The organism is Xanthomonas maliensis (assembly GCF_009192945.1).
GTDB classification, from domain to species: Bacteria; Pseudomonadota; Gammaproteobacteria; order Xanthomonadales; family Xanthomonadaceae; genus Xanthomonas; species Xanthomonas maliensis.
On sequence record NZ_NSET01000038.1, the window covers coordinates 1 to 23,114 of the forward strand.

Sequence of the window (23,114 nt, forward strand, 5' to 3'; positions counted from 1 at the left end):
CCTCGTGGGCTCGGAGATGCTTATAAGAGACAGCAGCACGGCTCATGCCCCTGCAGGGAAGCGGACATCGGATGCCTCCCGTCCTCGGTCAACTCATGCCTTAGAGCGGCTAACACTACGTAGCGAGCAAGCCGTCAGGTGGGCGCGGACGGCGCGCAGGAACCGCAGTGTACGCGTGGTACATGAGGATTCCGAGCACCGGCCGCGTCCGCCTGGCGGCTGCGCAGTCGTTTTATTGGCTGCTCTAAGCAGGCACCGCGCTGCCATGCAAGGCCGTCGCACGGTCAGTGCCGTGCGATGGCCAACGCGCTTGGCCTACACCGCGTCGGTGTGCCGCCCACCACACGCCGACGATGCGCATCAGACGCCGTCAGCAACGCCTGGCCGGCCCGCATGCAGCCCTGGGCGCGTGGTCACCGGTGCGTGCTCGCTCATCAATCCCGTCACCCAATCGATAAAGACCCGCAGCTTGGCACTGACATGCCGGTTGGCAGGGAACGCGATGAACATCGGCATCGGCGCCAACGCCCAGTCGTCCAGTACCGGCACCAGCGTCCCCCGGGCCAGGTCAGCGGCGGCGATGTACTGCGGCAGCCAGAGCACGCCCATGCCGGCCAGACCCGCAGCCAGATAGGCATTGCCATCGTCGGTCGCCACCACATGGCGCCCCCGCAACTGCACCGTTTCCTCGCCACGCCGCAATCGATGAGCCAACACGTGGCCATCGCCGCGCAGATAGCCCACGCAATGATGCGGCGCCTGCGCGAGGGCACCGGGATCGGCCGGCATGCCGTGCCGTGCGAGATACGCCGGCGCCGCATATAGGCCGGCCTGCAGATCGCCGATATGCCGTGCACTCAGCGATTGCTCGGCAATGGCGCCGCCGCGCACGACGCAATCCACGTTCTCGCCGATCACATCCACGTTGCGGTCGCTCACGCCCATGTGCAACTGAATCTCCGGATAGCGCGCGTGAAACGCCGGCAACGCCGGCATCAGCACCAGCCGCGCCAGCGGGCTGGGCACGTCCACGCGCAGCCGCCCACGCGGCACGGCGGCCGCCGCGGACAGACTGCTTTCGGCATCTTCCAGCTCGGCCAACAGACGCAGCGTGCGGGCGTAGAACGCAGCGCCGTCGGCGGTGACCTGCACCTTGCGCGTGGTGCGATGGAGCAACTTCACACGCAGGCGCGTTTCCAGTTGCTGCACCAACTGGGTCACGCTGGCCCGGCCGAGCTGCAGGGTTTCTGCCGCCTTGGTGAAGCTTCCGGTCTCCACCACACGGGCGAACGCCAGCATTGCATCGAACCGATCCATCGCACGCTCCTGTCAGATTGTTTGGATTTTACAAACAGTGCTGTGGTCGGCGGCCGATTTATCCGCTGCACCGACGCGCGTACGGTGCGTGCTTTCGAGAGGCGGCATTGGCCGCAACGGAGCTCATCCATGGCAACACGTGACGTGGTTTTCCCGCAGGACCGGCAGGACCTGTACGCGCGCAATCGCTATTCGCCCGCCGTCCGCAGCGACGGCTTGTTGTTCGTCTCCGGCCAGGTCGGCAGCGGCGAAGACGGCTCGCCCGCACCAGGACTGGAGAACGAGATCGCACGCGCATTCGCCAACCTCGATGCGATCCTGCAGGCGGCCGGCTGCAGCCGCGATGATGTGGTCGATGTCACCCTGTTCCTGGTCGAGCCCCAGGCCATCCTCAACACCGTGCTGCAGGCGTGGGCGGACTACTGGGGCGCAGCGCCTTATCCCACCCTGACCGCGGTGGGGGTGACCTGGCTGTATGGCTTTCAGTTCGAGATCAAGGCAATCGTGCGCCAACCCAGCGCCGCGTAGCCCCCGGCCGAGGCAGGTGGCCGCGCGTCGATCCGCGAGCGGGCAGGTCTGGGCCTGCTCGCAGGGCCGGCGCGCGCCTGCATGCCGGTCCCTGACCGACGTGCCTGCAGTGTATGCCACGGCTGCAGAGCCGCGCCCGCCTTGGGTAGGATGCACGCTTCGTTCGCTGCGGAAACCGTGTCATGAGGGACGAGGAGGCCGAGGACTGCGCCGAGGCGCAGGTCGCACCCGGCTATCTGGCCAACCACGCCAGCCGCCTGTTCAATCGCCAGGTGGATGCGCTGTTGCGCCCCAAGGGTCTATCGCTGGCCTTGCTGGGGCCGTTGCTGCTGCTGCAACGCCATGGCGCGATGCTGCAGAAGGATCTGGTACGCGGCTCGCCGGTCGGCCAGCCAGCGATGGTCGCCCTGCTGGACAAGTTGCAGGCCCACGCATGGATCACCCGCACGCCGGATCAACACGATCGCCGCGCCGCTCACGTCCGGCTGACGCCGCGTGGACGCAGCATGGCCGCGTTCGGTGCCAAGGTGCTTGGCGAGGTCAACCAGTCCTGCCTGCACGGCATGAGCGCGAGCGAGCGCATCCAGCTGACGCAGCTCCTGCATCGCTTGATCGCCAATCTGGAAGGCGACGGGTTGCAATAAAACATCACTCGTGATGTTATTGGGCGCATGGAGGTTCCACCATGACCCGTCGCATTCTCATCACCGGCGCCAGCATCGCCGGCAATACCGCTGCCTGGTGGCTGGCCCAACACGGTTTCGCTGTCGATGTGGTGGAGCGCGCGCCAGCGTTCCGCGGCGGCGGCCAAAACGTGGACGTGCGCGGCGAAGGGCGCCAGGTGCTACGACGCATGGGCCTGGAAGCCGCCGCACTGGCGCGCGCCACCGGCGAGCAAGGCACCGATTGGGTGGATGCGCAGGACCGGGTGATCGCCCGTTTCGCCGTCGCCGACCTGGGCGACGGCCCGACCGCCGAGCTGGAAATCCTGCGCGGCGACCTGGCCGAACTGATCCATGCCCCGACCAGCGAACGGGTGACGCATCGCTTCGGCGACCACATCACCGCGATCGCCCAGGACGCCGACGCGGCGACGGTCACGTTCGCCAGTGGCCAGCAGGCGCGCTATGCACTGGTGATCGTTGCCGAAGGCGTGGGCTCCAGTACCCGCGAGCTGCTGTTTCCCGGCGAAAACCAACCGCGCTGGCTGGATATCACCCTGGCCTATTTCTCGCTGCCAGCCGTCCCCGGCGACGGCACCTTCGCGCGCCAATACAACACCACCGGCGGCCGTGGCGCGTCGCTGAAGCCGGGGCCGGACAACAAAGTGCATGCCTACATCGGCGTACAGAAAAAGCCTGGCGATGAGCTGGAGTGGAACACTGCGCAACAACGGCGCTTCCTGCGCGAGACGTTCGCCGACTGTGCGTGGCAGTTCCCTCGATTGCTGGCCGGCATGGAGACGACCGAGGATTTCTACTTCGAAGTGCTACGGCAGGTGCGGATGCCGCGCTGGTCGCAAGGACGGGTGGTGTTGACCGGCGATGCCGCCTGGTGCGCCACTCCGATGTCCGGCATCGGCACCACCTTGGCCGTGGTCGGCGCCTACGTGCTGGCCGGCGAAATCGCCAGCCATGCCGATCATCGCGATGCCTTTGCCGCCTATGAGCGCCGCATGCGGCCGTTCGTGCGCGAAGGCCAGGGCGTTCCGAAGTTTCTCCCGCGGCTGCTGTGGCCGCATTCGCGCGCGGGTCTGGCCTTGTTGCGCGGAGCGATGCGCGTGGCCGGCACGCCGTTGGTGCGCAAGAGCTTCAGCACTTTCTTCCTGCGCGACTCCAGCAAGATCCAGTTGCCGGACTATCCGCTGCCTGCCACTGGCTAGAGCGTGCGCACCGGCCTCTCACTCTTCGCCGGTGCGTTCGCCCATCAGCTCGCGCTCGCGCCGCTCCAGTTCTTCGGCATAGCGCTTGCGCACGAAGCTCTCCGACAGCACGCCCAATACCTGCCGCTGTGGGTCGACCACCGCCAGTTCGTCGGCCTGGGTGGCATCGAAGACCTTCATCACCGAGACGATGTCGGCATCGGCCGGCAACGCCGCGTCCAGGTGCTGGGCGTATTGCGCCACCGGCGCATCGACCTGCACCTTGTCGGCGTACAGCGCCGCCAACGGCACCACGCCGGCATAGCATCCGCTGTCGTCCTCCAGCACCACGCGCTGGGTCGAACCGAGCGGGAAGCGCCGGCGGAACTCGGCCACACTGAGCGTGGCCGGGGTGTGGTTGGCATCCTTGCGCATCATCTTGCCGGCCGATAGATGCCGCACCCAGCCGACATCGCGCGCACTGCGGATGCTCTCTCCACGCAGGTGCAGGCGCCAGGTCGAGAACGAATAGCCGAACACCTGCCGCACCAAGGTATTGGCCACCAGCACCGCCACCATGACCGCACTGGCCAACACGAAGTCGTGCGTGCCTTCCAGGATCAGCATGGCCATGGTCATCGGTGCACCGACGATGGCCGCCGCCAGTGCCGCCATGCCGACCAGGGCGGCGCTGGTGCTATCCACCACCGGCGCGTCGACCAGCAAGTTGATGCCTGCGGCGAACAACCCGCCCACCAGCGAGCCCATGAACAACGAGGCGAAGAACAATCCACCGCGGAATCCGAACCCCAAGGAAATGCCCGAGGCAATGCACTTGAGCACCAACAACCCGGCCAACAGTTGCAAGGTGTTGCTGCCGGTCAAATCCAGATGCAGGGCGCCGTGCCCGGAGGACAGTACCTGCGGCGAATACCAGGCCAGCGGAATCAGCAACAGCCCGCCCACCACCGGCCGCCCCCAGACCGGCAGGTTGATCCGCCCCACGCTGCGCTCGATGCCGGCCACCAGCCGCATCACCGCGATGCCGACCAGGGCACAGGTCAGGCCCAAGGCGATGTAGACCGCGTAGTCGCGTGGTTGCAACTGGTAGGCGGTGGCCGCCGGCAGCGAATACGGCGCAGCGCCGAGCGCATTGGCCAGGAACGCGCCGGCCAGCGCCGCAGCAGCGACCGGCGCCAGTGCGGCCGGCGTATAGGCGCCAATGACGATCTCGAAGGCATAGAAGGCCCCGGCCAAGGGCGCGCCGAAGGCCGCCGCGATCGCACCGGCCGCGCCGGCGCCGACCAAGGTGCGCATATCGGCGCGGCGCACCCGCAGCACCCGGCCCAGCTGCGAGCCGGCACCGGCCCCCATCTGGGTATACGCCGCCTCCAGCCCCACCGAGGCACCGAAGCCGTTGGACAACAGCGTCTGCAACGACACGATCAGATTGTCGCGCATCGACATGCGGCCGCCGTGCAACGCGTTGGCCTCCACCGCATCGACCAGCGGGCGTTGCCGCCGCCGCGCGGCCAGCGTCACCAAGCCCACCAGCAGTCCGCCCAGCGGCAGCACCAACAGTTGCTGGACGGTGATCGACGTGCTGGTGCTGAGGCGATCGCCCGGCGCCAGCGCGTACAACCAGGATTGCAGACCATGCGCGATCCAGGCCTGCACCAGCATCATGCCCCCCGCCAGCCCGCCGACCAACGCGGCCAATGCGATAAACCAAAGTGCGTTGGCGCGAAACTGCCGCCGCAAGGCCTGCAGGCCGGCGCGTAGCCGATCGATGGCAGGCTGGAAGACCGGCAGGCGGGAAGAGACGGCGGACATGCGGGACCAGGCGGCGCACGCCCGAACCGGGCGCGCAGTGGAAGCGACGGGAGCCTGCATTGTGCAGCAGCCCGCTTGAACTCCACACCACTATCGCAGCGGCATTGCATGCCGACCGCCCCAAGCTGCTGCCACGCCTTGCAGCGCGGCCACGGGGTCCGGGCCGCCGCGTGTGCGCGGCCGGCCTTCGCGCATGGCGGACCGTGACGTGCACAGCTTGCCCGCCGTCACACCGCGCAGCCGGGCCGCGCGGTGGTGCTGCCTGGTTCAGGCCGGCACGCGCGGCCGCAACAGGTCTTCCAGTCCCAGATTGCGATAGAACTCGCGCCGCACACGGTCGCCGACCGCGTTGACGACCTCGGCGCCGTCCTGCGACGGATCCACGTGCACCCGGAACGGCCGCTGCCCGTGCGGCAGATCGACCACGCGGGCGATGGCCGCGGCCACCTCCGCCACGTCGGCATCGGCGGGCTCCATCGCTGCCAGACCCTGTTGGATCTGCTCCGGCAAGCCGGCGTACGGCCCCTGCGCGTACTCGTCGGCGCGCGCGCGATCGGCGGGCTGGCCGGCATGCAGGAAGTGGTTGGTCCCGGAGGTATAGGCCCCGGGCAGCACGATGGTGCTCTCGATCCCCCACCGCGCCAGTTCGCTGGCATAGGACACCGCCACCGCGTCCATGGCCGCCTTGGCAGCGAAATACGGCGCCAGATAGGGCGGCGTGCCCCCGCGCGTGCTGCTCGACCCGACCCAGACCAGCAGGCCTGTCCCGCGCGCGCGCAGGTGCGGCAACACCGCGCGATTGACCCGCTGGGTGCCGACCACGTTGACCTCGTACAGCTCGACGAACTGCTCCGGGGTGAAGGCTTCGGTCGGGCCGAGCACCATATGGCCAGCGTTGTGCACGAGCACATCGAGGCCGCCGTCGCTGGCCACGATCTGCGCCACCGCGGCATCGACCGAGGGCTGCGACAGCACGTCCAGCTCCACGCAGCGCAAGTCCACGCCATGCGTGCGCGCATAGTCGGCGGCGGCGTCCACCTGCGCTGCGTTGCGGCCGGTGGTGTCGCGCATGCTCGCGTAGACGGTATGCCCGGCCTGCGCCAACTGGCGCGCGGTCAGCGCGCCGAATCCGGATGACGCGCCGGTGACCAGAATGCGTTGTTTCATGCTGTTTCTCCGCAATGAGGAAGATCGCTCAGACCATGCCGCCGTTGGCGCGCAGCACCTGGCCATTGACCCAGCCGCCTTGCGGACCGACCAGGAACGACACCACCGCGGCGATGTCTTCCGGCGTGCCCAGGCGCTCGAGGGGATTCATCTTGGCCATGCGGTCGACCACCTCCTGCGGCTTGCCATCGAGGAACAACGCCGTCGCGGTGGGACCGGGCGCGACCGCATTGACGGTGATGGAACGGCCGCGCAGTTCGCGCGAGAGCACGCTGGTCAAGGCTTCCACTGCGGCCTTTGTGGCGCTGTAGGCGCCGTACTGCTCCAGTCGCAGGCCGATCACGCTGGAAGAAAAATTGACAATGCGTCCGCCCTCGCGCAAGCGCCGCGCAGCCTCGCGCATCGCGTTGAAGCTGCCTTTGAGGTTGATGGCGATCTGGCGGTCGAAGTCGTCATCGGCGAACGCGACCACCGGCGCCAGCGTCATCACACCCGCGTTGTTGACCAGCACATCGATCCCGCCGAAGCGCTCCTGCGCGGCATCGAACAGCCGCTGTACCGCAGCGGGATCGGCCACATCGCCCTGCACCGCGATCGCCTCGCCACCGTGCTCGACCAGCCGCGCGACCAGGGCCTGGGCCTGCTGATGGCTGCCGGCATAGTTGATCACCACCGCATGGCCCTCGCCAGCCAGGCGCTCGCAGATGGCCGCGCCGATGCCGCGCGAACCACCGGTGACGATCGTGACGGGACGGGAACGGTTGGGGGTGTTCATCGCTGCACTCTCCTAGGAGGGGATCAGGGTCTGCACACCTTATTGCGGCGCGCGCGTCGGATAATCAGGACGAATCCGCCAACACCATTCGAGCTGCCGAACAATGGATCGCTTCGACACCATGCGCGTGTACACCCGGATCGTGGAGCGTCGCAGTTTTACCCGTGCCGCCGAAGACCTGAACCTGCCACGCGCCACGGTGACCGATGCCATCAAGGCGCTGGAAGAGCGCGTCGGTGTCCGCCTGTTGCTACGCACGACCCGCCAGGTCACGCCGACCCTGGAAGGAGAAGCCTTCTACGCACGTTGCCTGAGCTTGATTGCCGATCTGGAAGACGCCGAAGGCGCCTTCCGCTCGAGTCCGCAGGGCCCACTGCGCATCGATGTGCACGGCACGATGGCGCGCCGGTTGTTGTTTCCACGCCTGCCCGAGTTTCTCGCGCGTTATCCCGGGGTCGCACTGGATGTCAGCGAAGGCGACCGCTACGTCGATCTGGTGCGCGAAGGGGTGGACTGCGCGATCCGCGCCGGCGAATTGCGCGACAGCGACCTGATGGCGCGTCGCCTGACCTTGCTGGACGAAGCCACGGTGGCCTCGCCCGACTATTGCGCCCGGCACGGCGATCCACGCAGCGTGGACACCTTGGCGCACGACGGCCATGTGATGGTGGGATTCCATTCCACCGCCAGCGCCGCCGTGCTGCCGCTGGAATTTCTGGTGGACGGCCAGCGGCGTGAGCTGCAGTTGCCCTACCGGGTGCGGGTCCGCGGCGCCGAATCCTATCTGGGCGCTGCACTCGCCGGCTGTGGCCTGATCCAGGCACCGCGTTATCGGCTGGCGCGCCATCTCGCCGTCGGCAACCTGGTCGCGGTGCTGCCCCACTGCCCGCCCTCACCCACGCCGGTCAATATCGTCTACGCGCGCACCCGGCTCCCGTCGCCGCGCCTGCGTGTCTTTATCGATTGGGCCTGCGAGGCGTTTCCAGCAACCACCTACTGATCGCGGCATGCGATGTGGCGGCGACCGCGCGCGCACTGCCGTTGCGACTTCCACCCAGCCGCCTGCACCCAGCAAGCGATCTCGGCAAGACGCGGGCGGCGCAGCCGCTCGCATCGGCAGTCGACCGCGTAACGCAGACATCCTGCGGTCCGGCGGTACGACGCCTCACGCCTGCGTCGGCAACACGACCCGCACCTCCAGCCCGCCGAGTTCACGCGACTGCTCCAGCACGATCCTGCCGCCATGCGCACTTGCCACTTCCTTGGCGATCGCCAGGCCGAGCCCACTGCCCTCCACGCCGCTGCCCAGCTCCCGATGGAAGCGCAGGAACACCCGCTCGCGCGCTTCTTCGGGAATGCCGGTCCCGGAATCGGCGATGACGATCTCGACCGCGTCGGCGCTGGCGTGGGTGGACACGGCGATCCGGCCAGCGCGTGGCGTGTAATACACCGCGTTTTCCAACAGGCTACGAATCAGCAGCGCCAGCGCGTGCTCGTCACCACGCACCTGCGCGCCTGCCAGCGTGGTCGTGAGGGTTTGCTGGCGGGCGTGGCTCAGTGGGCGCAGCTCTTCCACCTCCACCCGCACCAGCGCATCCAGGTCCAGCGGCAGCGCCGGCACCACGCGCAAGCTCTGGTCGGCACGACTCAAGGCCAGCAACTGCGCCACCAACCGTTCTACCCGGCTGACGCTGCCGTCCAGATGCTGCTGCGATTCGCTGCGCTCTTGGTCACCGCGCGCCTGGCGCAGATTGGCCGCATGCACCTTCAACGCACTGATCGGCGTGCGCAATTCGTGCGCAGCGTCGGCGATGAAGCGGCGCTCGCGCGCGAGTGCGGCATCGAGCCGCTGCAACAGGCCGTTCACCGCGCGCACCAGTCCGTGCACCTCGGCCGGCAGATTGGCGAACTCCAATGGCGACATGCGCTCGGGATCGCGCTGGCCGATCTGGTCGGACACCCGCACCAACGAGCGGGTGGCCCAACTGACCACCAGCCAGATCAGCACCGCCATCAGCGGCAAGGCCAGCAACAAGGGCAGCAGGGTGCCCATGGCGATGTCTTCGGCCAGTTCGGCGCGGATATCCGAGCGCTCGGCCGACTGGAACCAGCGCCCCTGCGTCGAGCGCAGCGTGAACACCCGCCAGGTCATGCCGTCGACCGTGGCATCGGTATAGCCCGCGCGCAACGGCGCCAGCCGCGCCAGCGGCGCACTGTCCGAGCGCAGCAGCAGCTGGCCCTTCGGGCTCCACACCTGGAACGCCAGCTTGGTTTCGTAGGCGTGCCCATCGGTAAACGCCAATGCCTCGCCGACACCTTCGGCCCGCCCATGCCAGCCATGCAGCACGATGGGATCGCCTGGGTGTTCGCTCAGATCGCCTAAGGGATCGTCGACCAGGCTCAACAACACGCGCGCCGACTGCACCAGACGCGCATCGAACATCTCGCCGGCTTCCTGCAAGCCGGCGTGGTAGCTGAAGAGCGCCGCTAGCGCGATCAGCAGCGAGAGCACGCCGGTCAGCGACAACAAGAGCGCGCGGCGGATCGAACTCATCCGGAGGCCTCGCCTGCACGCGCCGCTGCGGCTTCGTCCAGTGCGTAGCCAATTCCGCGCACGGTGCGGATCAACGAGGGATGCAGCTTGCGGCGCAGCTGATGCACATGCACATCCACTGCGTTGCTGGCCACGTCCTCGTCCCAGCCATACAGATGCTGCTGGATCGTCTCCCGGCCCAGCGGTCGGCCACGCTGCTCCATCAGCATCCGCAACAAGGCGAACTCGCGACGGGTCAGGTCCAGCCCGCGCCCATGCCAGGTCACCGTCAACCGCTGCGGATCCAGCCGCAGGCCGCCGGCGTCGAGCATGGGTTGCGCGCGCCCGGCACTGCGACGCAGCAGGGCACGTACCCGCGCCTGCAGCTCGGCGGTGTCGAAGGGCTTGCCCAGATAATCGTCGGCGCCGACATCGAGCCCAAGCGTCCGGTCGGCGGCGCGCTCGCGCGCACTCAGCACCAGGATGGGCACCTGATCGCCACGTGCGCGGACCTGGCGAATGACCTCGATGCCATCCACGCGCGGCAGGCCCAGATCCAGGATCACCAGATCGATCTCGCCGTCGCCGATGGCGATCAACGCACCGGCCCCATCGCGCACCCAATCCACTGCGAAAGCGGCCCGGCGCAGCGCCGTGCAGATTCCTTCGCCGAGGGATGCGTCGTCTTCAACCAGGAGGATGCGCATGCCGGCAGTGTCGCCCGCGTACTCAGTGGCTGGCAAGATGTGCCTGCACCTCTCGCAGTTTGGCCTGCGCTTCCTGCCGTCGACCGGCATCGGCGACCTCGCGCCCCGGGCGTGGCGGCGCGCTCAAGACTTTGCGAAACGCCTCTGCCGCGCCCTGCCAATCCTTCTGGTCGCGCAGGAAATCGCCATAGAAGTAATTCGCATCGATGCCAGTGGGATCGATCTCCAACCCCTTGCGCAACAAGGTTCGCGCCCGGTCGTCGTCACCAAAGCCCAGCGGCCAACCCGGCACCTGATAGTAGAGCGCGCCCAGACTGGTATAGGCCGCGCCGCCCAACGCCGCGGGATCGTGCTGGATGGCCGCATCGAAGTCGGCGCGTGCACGCTTGACCAAGGCCAATGCGCCCATGCCGCCCTTCTCTCCTGCCAGGCTCGACAACACGATGCCTTCCCAGATCAGTGCAGCGGTCTCGGTGGGCCGCGCCTGCCGTGCCTGCGCGGCCTGCTGCGCCAACGCTTCGAAGGCAGCCTGGCGCTGCGGCTTGGGCAACTGGTAGGAGATCTGCGCCCAGCGGTCGCGCACCTGCGTCACCGCCGCGGACGCTGCCTGATCGGCCGCGGTGGCAGCGCCGCACAACAATAGCAGGCACAGCGCGGACACGCGCATAGGGGTGGAACGACGCAGCGTGCTCATGGCAGCCTCGTACTGGAGTGGGGGGCGGCAGCGGTCGCATGCCGCCGAATGATCGACAGTTGCCCGCGCAGGCTGCGATCCACCAGCGACGGCACTGCCCCGTTGAGGCGAACGAACAATTTTTCCGGCCATCCGAGCTGACGGCGCAGATCGCCGCGCTCGATGGCGCGCACCAGTTGCGCGGCGACCAGATCCGGCGCATCGCAATGGGTTCCCAGCGCATGGTTGAGCGCATCCACCGCCTGCGTATTGAAGGCAGTGCGGGTGGCGCGCGGGGCCAGATACTGGAACCGTACCGAGGTATCGGCGTGCTCGCGTGCGAGCGCTTCGAACAAACCACGCAAGCCGAACTTGCTGGCGCTGTAGCCGGCAAAACCGGCAAAACCAATACTGCCGAAGGTCGAGCCGATGCCGACCACCGCCGCCTGCGGCCGCCGACGCAACAGCGGCAGCAACGCATGGACCAGCAACGCCGGTGCCACCAGATTGGCATGCAGCACCTCTTCCAGCTGTTCGGCATGCTGTTGCTCGAACAAGCCAAAACCGCTTTGCGCATGCGCCAGCACCAGCACCGAGGGCGGTGTCGACGCAGCCTCGGCGGCCGCCACCAGCGCGCTGCGACCGTTGGCGGTGGAAAGATCGGCCACCACCGGAATGACCCTGTCCGCCGCCGCGCCTGCGCGCAATGGCTGCAGGCGCTGCGCATTGCGGCCGACCGCCAGCACGCTGGCGCCTGCCTCGAGCAAGGCCGCGCACAGGGCCGAGCCGATACCGCCACTGGCACCGGTGAGGATCACGCACTGTCCTTGCAGTTGCATCACGCAGCCTCCGCCAGACGCACGCCATCCGCACGCAGGGTGCGGAACACATCGCCATACAGCACATAGAAGCGGCGCGCGGCATGCACCACTGCCTGCCGGTCTTCCTCCACGTCCAGACGGTTCATCAACCCCTCGAAGAAGCCGGCGTGCTCCACATCCAGATCGCCATGCGACAGCAGATAGCTGAAGGCGTTGCGCGGCAGCCGCAGGGTCGATTCGATGGTGGTCGCTGCGCGCGTGGCCAGCGCCACGCTGGTGCCTTCCAGCACCAGCACCATGCCGAAGAAGCCGACCGGATTGCCGCGCGCGATGGTGTCGTAGGCGTAGCTGACCATCAGCTCGGTGGCTAACGACGGCGAGGATCCGGCCGCCACCGCGCGATCGACGCCGCAGGCTACCAGGTCGTCCAGGATCCACTCCTGGTGCCCCATCTCCTCTTCGATGTATTCGCCGATCGCCACCCGCAACCATTCCAGCCGTGCCGGCAGGCGCGCACCGCAGGCCATCAACAATGGCACGGTGTGGCGCACGTGGTGATAGGCCTGGGTCAGGAAGGCGGTGTAGTCCGCGCGCGTGATCGCCCCACCCAGTGCGGACTGGATGATGGGCACCGATACCAATTGCGCCCGTTCGTGCGCCGTCAGGGCCAGCAGTTCGTCATGAAACGTCATTGCACAACTCCGGAAACAGAAAGGGTCGCAGGGCGGCGGTAGCACGCGTCCACTGCAGTCTGGTAATGGAACAGGATCGCCTCGCGGCGCGGCCGGCCATTGGCCGTCAGCAGGCCATCGGCGGCGGTGAATGGACGATCGGCGCGCACGATGCGGGCCACGCGCGCATAGTCGGGCAGCCCGGCATTGACCTCGGCCACCGCCTGCGCGATTGCGGCATCGGCCATCTCGGCGCGCCGCGGCCACAGCACCGCGACGTTATCGGCCTGGCCTTCGCCCCACACCACCGCCTGCGCCACGCTGCTGTGCTGCAGTAGCTCGCTTTCCACCCATTCGGGCGACACGTTGCGGCCGTAGGCGGTGATGAAGACGTTCTTGCGCCGCCCGGTGACATGCACGAAGCCATCCTGATCGATCTCGCCCAGATCGCCGGTGCGGATCGGGCCGGCGGGCAGCCGCTCGCCGCCCAGAAATCCCATCGCACGTACGCCGTCGACCACGATCTCGCCATCGTCGATGCGCACCGTGGCATGCGCCAGCGGGCGCCCCACGCTGCCGGCGCGCTGCGCATCCGGACGATTGAGACACACCACCGACGCGCACTCGGTCAACCCATAGCCTTCGAACACCGGCAGCCCCAGCGCCTGCGCACGTGCCAGCAAGGAGGGACCGATGCGCCCGCCGCCGACGGCGAGATAGCGCAACGATGCCGGCGGCGGGCTGCCCTGCTCGGCCGCCATCACCAGTGCCAGCAACAACTGCGGTACCAGGATCACGCTCTCGGGCTGGTAGCGATGTAGGCAACGCAGCAGCGTCGGCACATCCAGCCCCGACGCGCCGGTGTAGCCGATTTCCGCCAGGCTGGGCAGCACGATTTGCGCGTCGGCCAACAGCGTGGCGTACAGACCGGCCACGTTCTCCAGCAAGGTGGACAGCGGCATCAGACAGAGATGGCGGCGTGGCGCCAGCGTCGCCGAGGCATCGACCAACGAGCCGGCCACCTGCAGCAGATCCGCGGCCGCCAGGCACACGCCCTTGGGGCGACCGGTGGTCCCGGAGGTATAGGTGATGCAGCCGATGCCCTCGGCCAGCACCACCGGCGCCGGCGGCAAGCGCCAACCGCTGAGCGCCATCTCCGACAGTCGCCGCGGCAATGCCTCGCGCCCCGCCGGCAACGGTGTCCCGGCGGCGACGATCACCGCCTGCGCACCACTGGACGCCAGTGCATGCTCGACCTGCTCGCCGGAAAAGAACGTCGGCAGCGGCACATGCACCCCGCCGATCGCGCGGATCGCCAGATCGAGCACCAACCACTGCACACCGTTGTCCAGGCGACTGGCGATGCAGCGCAGCTGCGCTGCCTCCAACGCCTGCGCAAGTCCGGCGACCTGGGCCTGCAGCGCCTGGTCGGACACCGAACCCGCGCTGGTGATGACGCGCGCCGCATGGCCATGCAGCGCCTCCAACAAACGATTCGACATGGCGGCGTTCATTGCGCCACCGCCATGCACAGCGCCGTTTCCATCTGCACCTCCCCGAGTGCCTGTTGCATCAAATAGGCGTGGCCGGCCGCCACGTCGCCGCACATCACCCGCGGCTGGGTGTCGTAGTAGCGCCCCCAAGCGCCCACGTCCCCCTCCAGCCGCGCCGCGCTGGCCTCGGCCAGCGCCACCGGCGCCAATTGCAGCCGATGGCAGGCATTGCGCAATTGCCGGGTCGCCACGAACAACACCCAACGCACCTGCGCCGCCTGCAGCAGGCAGGTCAGCTGCATGATCAACTCGCGCGCCACGCCCGGCGTCACCGCCGCAAAGTTGCCCACCTCCGCCAGCTGGCCGCGCCCCACGGTGTCGACCCGCAGCTCCAGCGCCACCGACGCCTCGGCCGCCACGTCCAGGTACTGCTCCACGAACAAGCCCCCTTCCCCGCCAAGCTTCAGCCCCACCGCGGCCAGCAGATGCCCATTGGCATCCCGGTAGGCCAGCAGATGCGGCAGGAAGCTCTGCAACCGCGCCCCGTAGCGCGACAGATAGACATCGGCGATAAACCCTTCGATCGACGCCCGCTGCGGATGGTCGACCCCGACCAGTTCGCCATGCGCAAAGCGCCCCGGCAGGGACACGAGAGAAGTGAGAGGGATCCAGGACATGGCGCCATCCTTGGCCCGCTGGATTAAGACAAAATTATTCAGTTGTTAAGCAGTTCTTCGTTTTGCGATCACGCAGCGTTAGAGGGCCGAGCGGCCCAGCCCGGCGCGCGATGGCGAGATAGCCCCGGAAGCCCGGACGGGACGCGGCGCATGCGCGCGGCGGCAACCGGACGCGACCACGAAGAACCGACCTGCCGCCCAATCCAGGCGAGCGCCATCCCGCGCCCGAGGCCGGAAACGTGCAGACCACCGCCCTCGTCGCAGGGCATCCCTCCAGGATGAGGCCGGTCGGAGACAGCCAGCGGGCAGCCGGGTACACTTTGCGCCCCGCACAAGGACGCCGTGCCCCGGCCCAGCGCAGTGCGGCCTTGCCACGCAAGGGCCTATAGCTCAACGGTTAGAGCAGAGGACTCATAATCCTTTGGTTCCAGGTTCGAATCCTGGTGGGCCCACCAAGCGGTCTATGTCGCGCGTGGCGAGCGACTGCTCGCACTAACTAAACCTGCTGAGTTGCTGCACCTTCTGCAGGCCGGCATCAAAATCTCAGCACCGCGCCGACATTTCGCAAGAGCATATGGCTACGCATTGAACCTAAGCCAGTACTGCTAACATCACAGTGTGATGCGCGTTGGGAAAATGCCTAGCGGACTGATCCATGATCAGCATCCCCCCGGCAGGAGGATCGCGGTATGGAACAGTGCCCGGATCAGCCTTCTTGGTTCGCGTATGACAGGTAAAACATGGAGGGCCTCGGCCTTTCCGCCCCTGGCATCCATGGCTGCGTCACCAGCTTGATTTCGGCACTGGGCAGTATGGTGGCTCTGGCTGATTACGCGGTATCAAAGGCTCAGGAAACTCGCCGCCTGGAGGATGCTTGTGGCGAGCAGTGAGCGCATCGACCAGGAGCACGGTTGGGATGCCAAAGAATTTCATCGTCGTGGGTGATCCGACAAGCAGTGGCGGACATGTGATCTCTGGATCACCGGTCACTGACATCGACGGAAAGCCCCTCGCGCGCGTGGGCGACCGCGCCCTATGCCGAAAGCACAATGGCAACTTCGCCATTGTGGGCGGCAACCTAACGATCATGATGGACGGCCAAGCCGTCGCGCTTCACGGCGATTACTTGGCCTGCGGCTGCCAGGTGCTTTCCAGCAAGCAATCCCGCGTGTTTCTCGATGAGGGCCCAGGGGCAGCTGGGGCCGGCGCTGCGACCGAAGTCCTCCCGGGAGCTGCGCTTCTTGAAGCGATCGCTCAGAAACCGCCCGTGTGTAAAGAGTGCTTGCTGGCCGGCAGCCAGTCGGGCGCTGCCGTCATGAGGCGCTGACATGGACTACGCGTTGATCGATGCCGCCGCGAGTGCCGATGCGTGCCCCGCTTTGCAGCCCTACATGGAGTCCGGCCTGGCGCGCTCCCTGTTCGAGCGCCAGCCCGAGTCTTCGTTGGCCGAGGCCGGACCCTGGCTGGTTGTTTTGGACGGCCATGCGGGGCTTCGGCATCTGCTCCATGTCATGGACCGCCATCCGGGCGCGGTGGCGGGGCTAGTCGCCGATGTCGGCTTTGAAGCCCTGTTTGATCACTTGGAGGGCTGTCTGGATCTGCGCATGGCCGACGGAAGTCTGGCCATGTTCCGGTTCTGGGATGGCCGAGCCCTCTATCGGGTTTGGCGGGTTCTAACGCCTGCGCAGCGCAAGGCGTTTTTTGGCCAAGTCTCGCGCTGGTCGGTGCGCCTGCAGGATCGGGTATGGGAGCTGGACCGATCTCAGTTGGAGGCCTCGGATGCTTGAGCTAGATGCCCGGCAAGAGGCGCTGCTGCGCCTGCCCGATCCGTTTGAGTTCTTGCCCCGGCTCGCGGCAGAGATTCGCCGCGACATGCCGCAATTGGTGAGCGGCATGAGCGATCAAGAACTCTTGGCCGAGACCGATCGCTGCTACTTTTACGCATCCCATGAGCTGGGGATCACCCGTTTGCCGATCCTAGTCCGATGGACAAAAGCCGATGTCGGGAGCGGTGGAGAACTTCACCGCAACCCCGACATCGATCTCGCCATGCGTCATGCGGCCGATCCCAATCTCAAAGCCGCAGACATTCTTGGGGCGCTAAGCTCCATGCATCGCTGGCCGAAGGAGACGCCTTGATGGTCGCCATTCCGATTCGATGGGGGCTCAAAGAGCTGGCCGAGCGGGCGGCAGCGGCAATGGCAGCTGCCGCGGCAGCAAACGCCGCCAAGGATGCGACCAAGCCTGATGTCAAAGCGCGCGAGGCCGACTGCTCGCAGACCCCCGACGCGACCCAGTGCAATCAATGCAAGCTGACCAACGGCCGCGTAGGGCAGCCGCCCACGCCTCGTTACATCACCAAGAGCAACCGCATCAACTACGACTACCAGCTCCAGATCGCGAACATGTTTGCCGGTCCTGAGCGGTTCGGTTACGTGGAGCGAGGCGACGCCTCCGACACGATCGTCAACATCGAGTTGAACGCCATCAAGGACTTCTTCGGGGGCGGCGGCAAGTATGGGGTTCTACCCCGATATCACGGACGGTTGTAAAAGAGCTGCAACCTTCTGATCCTGCTTGGCCGCCCTTCGCCGCATCCTTGGGTTGTGGCGTCGCTCGATGTAGTCAAACACATCCGCTCTTGCTCCATCCAGTGTGGCGTAGCTCGTTCGATAGATCCGCTCACGCTTGAGTAGTCCAGAAAAGCCTTCGCAGGCCGCGTTGTCGCCGCAATGCCCCACAGCGCTCATTGAGCAGATCAGCTCGTTAGCCGCGAGATACCGCTGGTAGTCACCGCTGCGGAACTGACTGCCACGATCCGAATGCACAATCACCTCATCGCTTCCTTGCCGCTGCCAGACCGCCATCTGCACAGCCCGGATCACCATCTGACGGTCCTGCCGAGCGTGCATTGACCAGCCAACAATGCGCTGGTCGTACAGATCCAAGACGATGCACAGATACAGCTTGCCTTGCTGGGTCTTGATCTCGGTGATGTCGGTCACCCACTTGGTTTCCGGCTCCAGCGCGAGAAAATCACGTTCAAGCAGGTTGACCACGCCCGGCGGCGTCACGGCCGGACCTGCACGCTGCCCGCGGCGCTTGCGCCGGGGCCAGCCCTGCAGGCCGCTGGCTGCCATCAGGCGTGCTACCCGGTTCAGGCTGGCGGTCTCGCCCTCCTCAGCCAGGTCTTCGCGCATGCGGCCAGCCCCCAACGTACCGCGGCTGTCTTCGTGTAGTTCTCGCATCCGTACGACCAGGCGCTCATTGTCGAGCTGCCGGGCGCTCGCAGGACGCTTACTCCACTCGTAGTAGCCGCTGGCCGATACCTTCAGGCACCGGCACATCAGCCGAATCGGAAACTCATCGCGGCAACGTTCGATCACCTGATACCTCAGGGGGATCCCTTTGCGAAGAACGTCGCCGCTTCTCGCAAAAAATCCCGTTCCTTCTTCACCCGCGCCAACTCGCGCTTGAGTCGAGCCAGCTCCTCGTCCCGAGGCGTGCCACTGCCGACGAATGCGGCCGTCCCCGGGGTCTGCGCCTCGCGCTTCCAGCGGGTCAGCAGGGTGTCGCGAATCCCCAGCTCCCGGGCCACCTGGGCACAGCTGACGCCGGGCTGGCTGGCCTGCTCAACCGCGCCACGCTTGAACTCGGCACTGAACTTCCTACGCTTTGACATGAACACTCCTCATGGCCTGAATCGGCCTTCTTGTAAGTGTCCGTGAAAACGGGGGTGAACCCGGCCGTTGTCGTTTCACTACCAGCCTCGCTGCCGATCTATGTCGCTACGCGCGCAGGCATGGGCGCGATGGTTTCGCGACGGCCAGGCTGCCATGGAAGTGAACCTGGAACCGTTATTTGCAGCAAGTTCCGAATGCTGTGCAGCTTGAACGGCTGAGGAATGGCACCTTGATCCTGTCTACTCCGCTGCTTGACTTGTCTGATCCCCACGCCATCAAGCAAGCCAATCAAGTGGAGATGAGCCTGGTAGATCTGGACTTGCTTCCGGTCATTGACCCCGAACTGATGTAGGGCAATGCCAACTTTTTGAAGGCCGTTTGCATACCTCAGGGACGGCGTAGAAAAGCGCCAACAACTGCACGGTGCGGCGCTAGGCGTTGTGTTCATGACATCGCCGGGAGAGCTCTTTCAGATGGTCGGGATTGGGGTGGCTCTTCTCTGATGCCGGCTGCGTACGCTGAAAGGTCCAGGCGGCTGCATGACCTGGGCAACTCCACTTGGCTGTGAAGTCGCTCAGGTCAGGTCGTCCGGACCACTTCAAACCCTTTGATGTTGCGATCCAGAGTTGAAGCCGCCGACCCACCCATGCGCGAAGACGAATCGGGCAGCTAGTTGCACCTCAAGTCCGACACCTCGTCCACACCCGGCAGGCCGCGTGACGGTATGGGCGCGATTGTCTGGCGACGGCTGGGCTGCAATGGAAATGAACCTGGAACCGTTATTTCTCTGGTGTGGCTGCGACCCTATTGGCATCCGGCACCGAGGTCAATCGCAAGGCTTATGGCAGCTGCCGCATCATCGCCGCACGCTACGCGCCCTGGCCGGCGCCTCCGTCGGCGGCAACGCCTCCATCAGCAGTTGCCCTTCGCTGGCGGTGATGCGCAGTTTGGTGCCGATGGCAAAGCCCAGTTGTTCCAGCCATAGGCCGCTGAGGCGGACGTGGGGCACGTGCTGGTCGCCAGCGTGATCGTGGGCGCCGGGGTACTGGGTGTAGCTAACGGTGCATTGGCGCGGGCGGCGGGCGCGGCGGGGTGCGCGTAGCGTGCCGGGGCCTTGCGGGGAGGCGTCCGGGTCGGGCGGCAGCATCGGTGGCAGCGTGGTGCGGTCGGGTTCCACAACAACCCACTGCACCCGCTTGGGCGGCGCGGGGCGCGTACGCGTGCGGGTGGGCCGTGCGCTGGCAGATACCGTGGGTGGGCGGCGGCGTGTCATGGCGCCTCCGGGTGATAGTTGGTGGATGCGGCGACACGCTGCTGCAGCGCCACGGCCCTGCGTGCAAACGAGCGGCGCGAGGTGTGCGGTAACACACCGAGCTGGCAACTCAGCGGATGCGCGGGATGCTTGCCCGCCTGCTCAACAGCTGCGCGTGCAGCGAGCCGGTGCAGCACATCACCCACATCCCACCGCAGGCGGTGAGCGGGGGCTGGCAACAGATCAACCGGCACAGATGCCGGCATGGATGGTGCGGTAGACATGGCAACGCCCTCCTGGAACAACCCAAGAACCGCCGCCAACGGCGACGGGATGTCGGGAGGTTCGAAACCGCTAAGAGCCGGCGGGCGTATTCCCCTTGCGGGTGTTGTATTAGCCGCCCTCCCGACACAGGCATTGCGTCGGCTTGTACCTGCAGGATGCAGGCACAAAAAACCCACCGGTTTGACGGAGGTGGGTACCGCTCTTAGAGGAGTTTCGACGCTCCTTGGGCCTAGATTGCAAGTACACGGTCTGGCGTGTCAATACACGCTGGCGGGTCTCGCGCGGCTGTGTGCGCCGCTGGGGTAGTTCCATACGGGCCACGCGAGCCGAGCGCCGTCGCCTGATAAGTGCACCTGACCCCATCACGGCATCGTCGTCGCCCCGTTGCGCCTGTGCGATTGCCGCCGGATCGGGGGAGTTGTTCAGAGTTTCCCTAATAGCTTGCAAGCAAACTTGTTGCCTGGCGAAAAATGTTCGACTAGTACTACCTGCCAACACTAATGCCAGAAAAAGTGAGTCTGACCACGTTACCCCTGGCACCATCATGGTCGCCGCAGAATTAGAGGGCTATTGCTGCACTGGTGCTGAAATGACCGAACACTATGCTGACGTCATCAGTACTCGCATTTTCCCAGTCTATAAGGTCTACCTAGCCGCCCTCCGGGGCGGCGCTACTCTGCTGAAATATCGGCGTCCATTGCCGCTGCTCAATTTCTTGCTGTTTTTTCAAAATTTTTGGCATTTTTTCTTTAATAATTCCAGCGTAATCAAGTCTACCTTCAGGACTCGCAGGTAGATCTGCTTGTGCACGTAGTGCAGTGACGACATCGAGCGCTTTTTCGGCGAGAGCTCCATATTCGATTTGCCTTACCAATATTGGGTAAGAGTTGAACTCTGCTTCCCACGCAAGTCGATCCTGGACTAAAAGTTGAGCATTCGGAATGGCGAAGATTCGCTCGAGAAGTGTGGCAGGTATAGAACGCCAATTCACATCTAGCGATCCAAGGTCCAATCGAGGAGAAGAGGTCCTTGGCTCTATCTCTCCGCTCGGAACCTCCATACCCTCGTCGTACATAACATCAATACATCCGCCAATATACTGATCGAATACTGCACCAACAGTTACCGCCAAATATCCTATGTCTGCATCTCGTTGCTGCCGATGAAACCACCATGTAAGTGTGGTTGGTATTCCCGCTCCAAGCAACGAACCCACAAGGGAGGCTGCTGCCGCGATTACACCGACCGCCAGTGCCGCTGCTGCGGCTAGAACACCGACAAGTATTGGTTCGCTCATGGTGTCGTCAGTCCAGAGGGTTCGCCTGAGTAGGGTCGCGTCCATCTACGCTGAAGTAGCTTGACGGAATCAGCCAATCTTTCAACAGCTATCTTCATCTCGTCGATTGGATAAAGGTCTTGGCTATGTTGTAGGCCTGCACATACCAATAGAATTGTGTTCGCGGATATACGATGTAGATTGAGAGTGATCGCGTGCTTATTAACGCGGGATTTGATTTCCGTGCCGCTGTCGAGTGCATCCACGAGTGACGCACCTCCATGCACAAAGCCATGCCACTCATCGACCTCATCGGCAATCACATCTAGTATCCCCCGATCGTCTGGAACTAGAAGAGGGCCGACTAGACGGGCCATGATCCGTATTGAGATATTGATCTTTTTTTTGCCATCAAGCGTTGCTCGCTGCGGAACTTTATCGGCGAATCGAAATTCTGACACTTCCTCATCGGAAGCTTCCAAGGCAAAAAAGATAGCCCGCAGCCACATTTCTAGAAACGAACGCCAAAGTGTCAACGTGACTATGTGCGTGCGCTCCGGCTCAGTTTTCAACAGATGGCATATCGCCCAACCGATATCGAGCACCGCTACTGAGAGAGCAAGAACGACAATGCGACGGTCAGTGCGTTTGCCGCCCCCGTAGTTAGAAAGCACGTCCCGTGCTTGCTCGACAATCGACATGACCTCGCTAGCCATCGCAGGCACTCCTCCAGCCGGCGCTCGTCCGGCTACACGCATGTCTCCTAGCGACTGCTGTATAGCCGCCTGAAGCAGGTCCATCTGTTAGCCTCGTTTTCGCGATGATGCTTGTAAAGATCACCTGAGTACGGTCAGCATGCAAGTTAGGCATCGCGAAATAACGGTTCCAGGTTCACTTCTTTCAGCGAGCTCTGAGTCAAGCGCAGCATCGCCAACCAGTTCAGTTCGATTGAAGAAGGTATCGTTGTAGGTGTAGTCGAACTGCACACCGAGACCAAATGGCAACGTGTGCTGCGCGTAGAGCTCCACACCCTGCGAGACCGCGTCCTGGCCGCCGGCCTGGGTGCCATAGTTCTGAAACCTGAGGGTCAGGTCGACTTCCTTGAGTGAATCTGAGCCCGTTCTTTTGAGTGACCGCTTAGGGTCGGGAGCTGCCCTACCCCCGATAAACATCCCTAATTCTAATATTGGATAGCAGTTCCCCTACCCTACCGACAAGCCCCGTAGCGGAGCGTCGATCGGCCCACCGAGCGCTAGCAGACGCTCCATTGCGTGGTCGTCGCCGGTACGGCGCGAACCAGCATCCGATCGGCAAGGGCCCGGACGGGGCGATGCCGCCCGGGCAGTGGCGTTATCTGCTGGTCTGCGAGAAGTTCTGAGCTCCGCGCGTCGTTCGCCACTGGATCCACGCGATCGCGGCGACGAAGAAGACGCTGCACAGGTAACTGCCTTCCGGCCCTTCCGCAAATAACGGTTCCAGGTTCACTTCCACCGCAACCCGGCCGTCGCCCAACCATCGCGCCCATACCGTCCGCCATGCGGCAAGCATGGGCGCGATCCACC

Annotated in this window: 25 protein-coding genes, 1 tRNA gene and 1 other RNA gene; 10 read left to right on the plus strand and 17 right to left on the minus strand. The window is 65.3% G+C overall.

Features of this window, described 5'->3' with window-relative positions; all coding sequences use genetic code 11:
- Window positions 1–107 precede the first annotated feature (107 nt).
- Window positions 108–184: non-coding RNA, sX9 sRNA (locus tag CKY51_RS12080), on the minus strand.
- Window positions 185–360: 176 nt separating this feature from the next.
- Entirely contained in the window at window positions 361–1,317 is a 957-nt protein-coding gene (locus CKY51_RS12085) for a LysR family transcriptional regulator (protein ID WP_022972332.1), read from the minus strand.
- A 129-nt stretch (window positions 1,318–1,446) separates the two neighbouring features.
- Between CKY51_RS12085 and CKY51_RS12090 the strand changes: the two genes are divergently transcribed.
- The 3 genes from CKY51_RS12090 to CKY51_RS12100 all read left to right on the plus strand — a co-directional run bounded on the left by CKY51_RS12090 (window position 1,447) and on the right by CKY51_RS12100 (window position 3,727).
- A complete protein-coding gene (locus tag CKY51_RS12090) occupies window positions 1,447–1,845 on the plus strand; it encodes a Rid family hydrolase (protein ID WP_022972333.1) in 399 nt (132 codons plus the stop codon).
- A 182-nt stretch (window positions 1,846–2,027) separates the two neighbouring features.
- Window positions 2,028–2,489 carry a MarR family winged helix-turn-helix transcriptional regulator gene (locus CKY51_RS12095; protein WP_022972334.1) on the plus strand — a complete coding sequence of 154 codons (462 nt, stop codon included), beginning with the start codon at window positions 2,028–2,030 and terminating at the stop codon, window positions 2,487–2,489.
- A gap of 41 nt (window positions 2,490–2,530) precedes the next feature.
- The gene (locus CKY51_RS12100; RefSeq protein WP_022972335.1) at window positions 2,531–3,727 is read left to right on the plus strand and encodes an FAD-dependent monooxygenase; all 1,197 of its coding nucleotides are present in this window, start codon (window positions 2,531–2,533) and stop codon (window positions 3,725–3,727) included.
- Window positions 3,728–3,745: 18 nt separating this feature from the next.
- On the opposite strand, the gene CKY51_RS12105 is transcribed toward CKY51_RS12100, so the two are convergent.
- From CKY51_RS12105 to CKY51_RS12115, 3 genes are all read right to left on the minus strand, one after another.
- Window positions 3,746–5,539: a chloride channel protein gene (locus CKY51_RS12105; protein WP_022972336.1), complete on the minus strand. Its 1,794-nt coding sequence runs from the start codon at window positions 5,537–5,539 to the stop codon at window positions 3,746–3,748.
- Window positions 5,540–5,806: 267 nt separating this feature from the next.
- Complete coding sequence (locus tag CKY51_RS12110; protein WP_022972337.1) at window positions 5,807–6,706, minus strand: SDR family NAD(P)-dependent oxidoreductase; 900 nt, start codon at window positions 6,704–6,706, stop codon at window positions 5,807–5,809.
- 28 nt (window positions 6,707–6,734) lie between these two features.
- Complete coding sequence (locus CKY51_RS12115; protein ID WP_022972338.1) at window positions 6,735–7,481, minus strand: SDR family oxidoreductase; 747 nt, start codon at window positions 7,479–7,481, stop codon at window positions 6,735–6,737.
- A 103-nt stretch (window positions 7,482–7,584) separates the two neighbouring features.
- On the opposite strand from CKY51_RS12115, the gene CKY51_RS12120 reads away from it, so the two are divergent.
- On the plus strand, window positions 7,585–8,481 hold the full coding sequence (locus tag CKY51_RS12120) for a LysR family transcriptional regulator (protein WP_022972339.1): 897 nt from the start codon (window positions 7,585–7,587) through the stop codon (window positions 8,479–8,481).
- 165 nt (window positions 8,482–8,646) lie between these two features.
- Here the strand turns inward: CKY51_RS12120 and CKY51_RS12125 are convergent, their stop codons facing one another.
- From CKY51_RS12125 to CKY51_RS12155, 7 genes are read right to left on the minus strand one after another with little or no spacing between them, the layout of a single operon-like run.
- Window positions 8,647–10,035, minus strand: coding sequence for a sensor histidine kinase (locus CKY51_RS12125; RefSeq protein WP_022972340.1), 1,389 nt, complete (start codon window positions 10,033–10,035; stop codon window positions 8,647–8,649).
- Window positions 10,032–10,721 (minus strand): response regulator, encoded by a 690-nt coding sequence (locus CKY51_RS12130; RefSeq protein WP_022972341.1) that lies wholly within the window; start codon window positions 10,719–10,721, stop codon window positions 10,032–10,034. Before CKY51_RS12130 ends, CKY51_RS12125 begins: the two co-directional genes overlap by 4 nt.
- A gap of 22 nt (window positions 10,722–10,743) precedes the next feature.
- Window positions 10,744–11,415, minus strand: a complete 672-nt coding sequence (locus CKY51_RS12135; protein ID WP_238319489.1) for a tetratricopeptide repeat protein — start codon at window positions 11,413–11,415, stop codon at window positions 10,744–10,746.
- Window positions 11,412–12,233, minus strand: a complete 822-nt coding sequence (locus tag CKY51_RS12140) for an SDR family oxidoreductase (RefSeq protein WP_022972343.1) — start codon at window positions 12,231–12,233, stop codon at window positions 11,412–11,414. Before CKY51_RS12140 ends, CKY51_RS12135 begins: the two co-directional genes overlap by 4 nt.
- Window positions 12,233–12,907 carry an iron-containing redox enzyme family protein gene (locus CKY51_RS12145; protein WP_022972344.1) on the minus strand — a complete coding sequence of 225 codons (675 nt, stop codon included), beginning with the start codon at window positions 12,905–12,907 and terminating at the stop codon, window positions 12,233–12,235. Before CKY51_RS12145 ends, CKY51_RS12140 begins: the two co-directional genes overlap by 1 nt.
- A complete protein-coding gene (locus CKY51_RS12150; RefSeq protein ID WP_022972345.1) occupies window positions 12,904–14,400 on the minus strand; it encodes an AMP-binding protein in 1,497 nt (498 codons plus the stop codon). Before CKY51_RS12150 ends, CKY51_RS12145 begins: the two co-directional genes overlap by 4 nt.
- The gene (locus CKY51_RS12155; RefSeq protein ID WP_022972346.1) at window positions 14,397–15,056 is read right to left on the minus strand and encodes a thermostable hemolysin; all 660 of its coding nucleotides are present in this window, start codon (window positions 15,054–15,056) and stop codon (window positions 14,397–14,399) included. Before CKY51_RS12155 ends, CKY51_RS12150 begins: the two co-directional genes overlap by 4 nt.
- Window positions 15,057–15,435: 379 nt before the next feature.
- On the opposite strand from CKY51_RS12155, the gene CKY51_RS12160 reads away from it, so the two are divergent.
- The 5 genes from CKY51_RS12160 (at window position 15,436) to CKY51_RS12180 (ending at window position 17,608) form a co-directional block, all read left to right on the plus strand.
- Window positions 15,436–15,511: transfer RNA gene (locus CKY51_RS12160), tRNA-Ile, on the plus strand.
- A gap of 461 nt (window positions 15,512–15,972) precedes the next feature.
- Complete coding sequence (locus CKY51_RS12165) at window positions 15,973–16,383, plus strand: PAAR domain-containing protein (protein WP_152249289.1); 411 nt, start codon at window positions 15,973–15,975, stop codon at window positions 16,381–16,383.
- A 1-nt stretch (window position 16,384) separates the two neighbouring features.
- Window positions 16,385–16,843 carry a DUF4123 domain-containing protein gene (locus CKY51_RS12170; RefSeq protein ID WP_152249290.1) on the plus strand — a complete coding sequence of 153 codons (459 nt, stop codon included), beginning with the start codon at window positions 16,385–16,387 and terminating at the stop codon, window positions 16,841–16,843.
- Window positions 16,836–17,195 carry a hypothetical protein gene (locus CKY51_RS12175; RefSeq protein ID WP_152249291.1) on the plus strand — a complete coding sequence of 120 codons (360 nt, stop codon included), beginning with the start codon at window positions 16,836–16,838 and terminating at the stop codon, window positions 17,193–17,195. The genes CKY51_RS12170 and CKY51_RS12175 overlap by 8 nt, the downstream gene beginning before the upstream one ends.
- The gene (locus CKY51_RS12180) at window positions 17,195–17,608 is read left to right on the plus strand and encodes a hypothetical protein (protein WP_152249292.1); all 414 of its coding nucleotides are present in this window, start codon (window positions 17,195–17,197) and stop codon (window positions 17,606–17,608) included. The genes CKY51_RS12175 and CKY51_RS12180 overlap by 1 nt, the downstream gene beginning before the upstream one ends.
- Here the strand turns inward: CKY51_RS12180 and CKY51_RS12185 are convergent.
- A protein-coding gene (locus tag CKY51_RS12185; protein WP_152249293.1) for an IS3 family transposase occupies window positions 17,582–18,738 on the minus strand; the annotation gives its coding sequence in 2 pieces (ribosomal slippage) (window positions 17,582–18,498 and window positions 18,498–18,738; 1,158 coding nt in all). The two genes, CKY51_RS12180 and CKY51_RS12185, sit on opposite strands and share 27 nt — an antisense overlap.
- A 230-nt stretch (window positions 18,739–18,968) precedes the next feature.
- On the opposite strand from CKY51_RS12185, the gene CKY51_RS22830 reads away from it, so the two are divergent.
- Window positions 18,969–19,091, plus strand: coding sequence for a hypothetical protein (locus CKY51_RS22830; RefSeq protein WP_280524701.1), 123 nt, complete (start codon window positions 18,969–18,971; stop codon window positions 19,089–19,091).
- A gap of 504 nt (window positions 19,092–19,595) precedes the next feature.
- Here CKY51_RS22830 and CKY51_RS12190 read toward each other — a convergent pair.
- The 4 genes from CKY51_RS12190 to CKY51_RS22710 form a co-directional block, all read right to left on the minus strand.
- On the minus strand, window positions 19,596–20,012 hold the full coding sequence (locus CKY51_RS12190) for a SymE family type I addiction module toxin (RefSeq protein ID WP_022974328.1): 417 nt from the start codon (window positions 20,010–20,012) through the stop codon (window positions 19,596–19,598).
- Window positions 20,013–20,925: 913 nt separating this feature from the next.
- On the minus strand, window positions 20,926–21,573 hold the full coding sequence (locus tag CKY51_RS22460; RefSeq protein WP_155758287.1) for a hypothetical protein: 648 nt from the start codon (window positions 21,571–21,573) through the stop codon (window positions 20,926–20,928).
- The gene (locus CKY51_RS12210; protein ID WP_170292318.1) at window positions 21,570–22,268 is read right to left on the minus strand and encodes a hypothetical protein; all 699 of its coding nucleotides are present in this window, start codon (window positions 22,266–22,268) and stop codon (window positions 21,570–21,572) included. Before CKY51_RS12210 ends, CKY51_RS22460 begins: the two co-directional genes overlap by 4 nt.
- A 634-nt stretch (window positions 22,269–22,902) precedes the next feature.
- On the minus strand, window positions 22,903–23,100 hold the full coding sequence (locus CKY51_RS22710; protein ID WP_022972245.1) for a hypothetical protein: 198 nt from the start codon (window positions 23,098–23,100) through the stop codon (window positions 22,903–22,905).
- Between the last annotated feature and the right edge of the window lie 14 nt (window positions 23,101–23,114).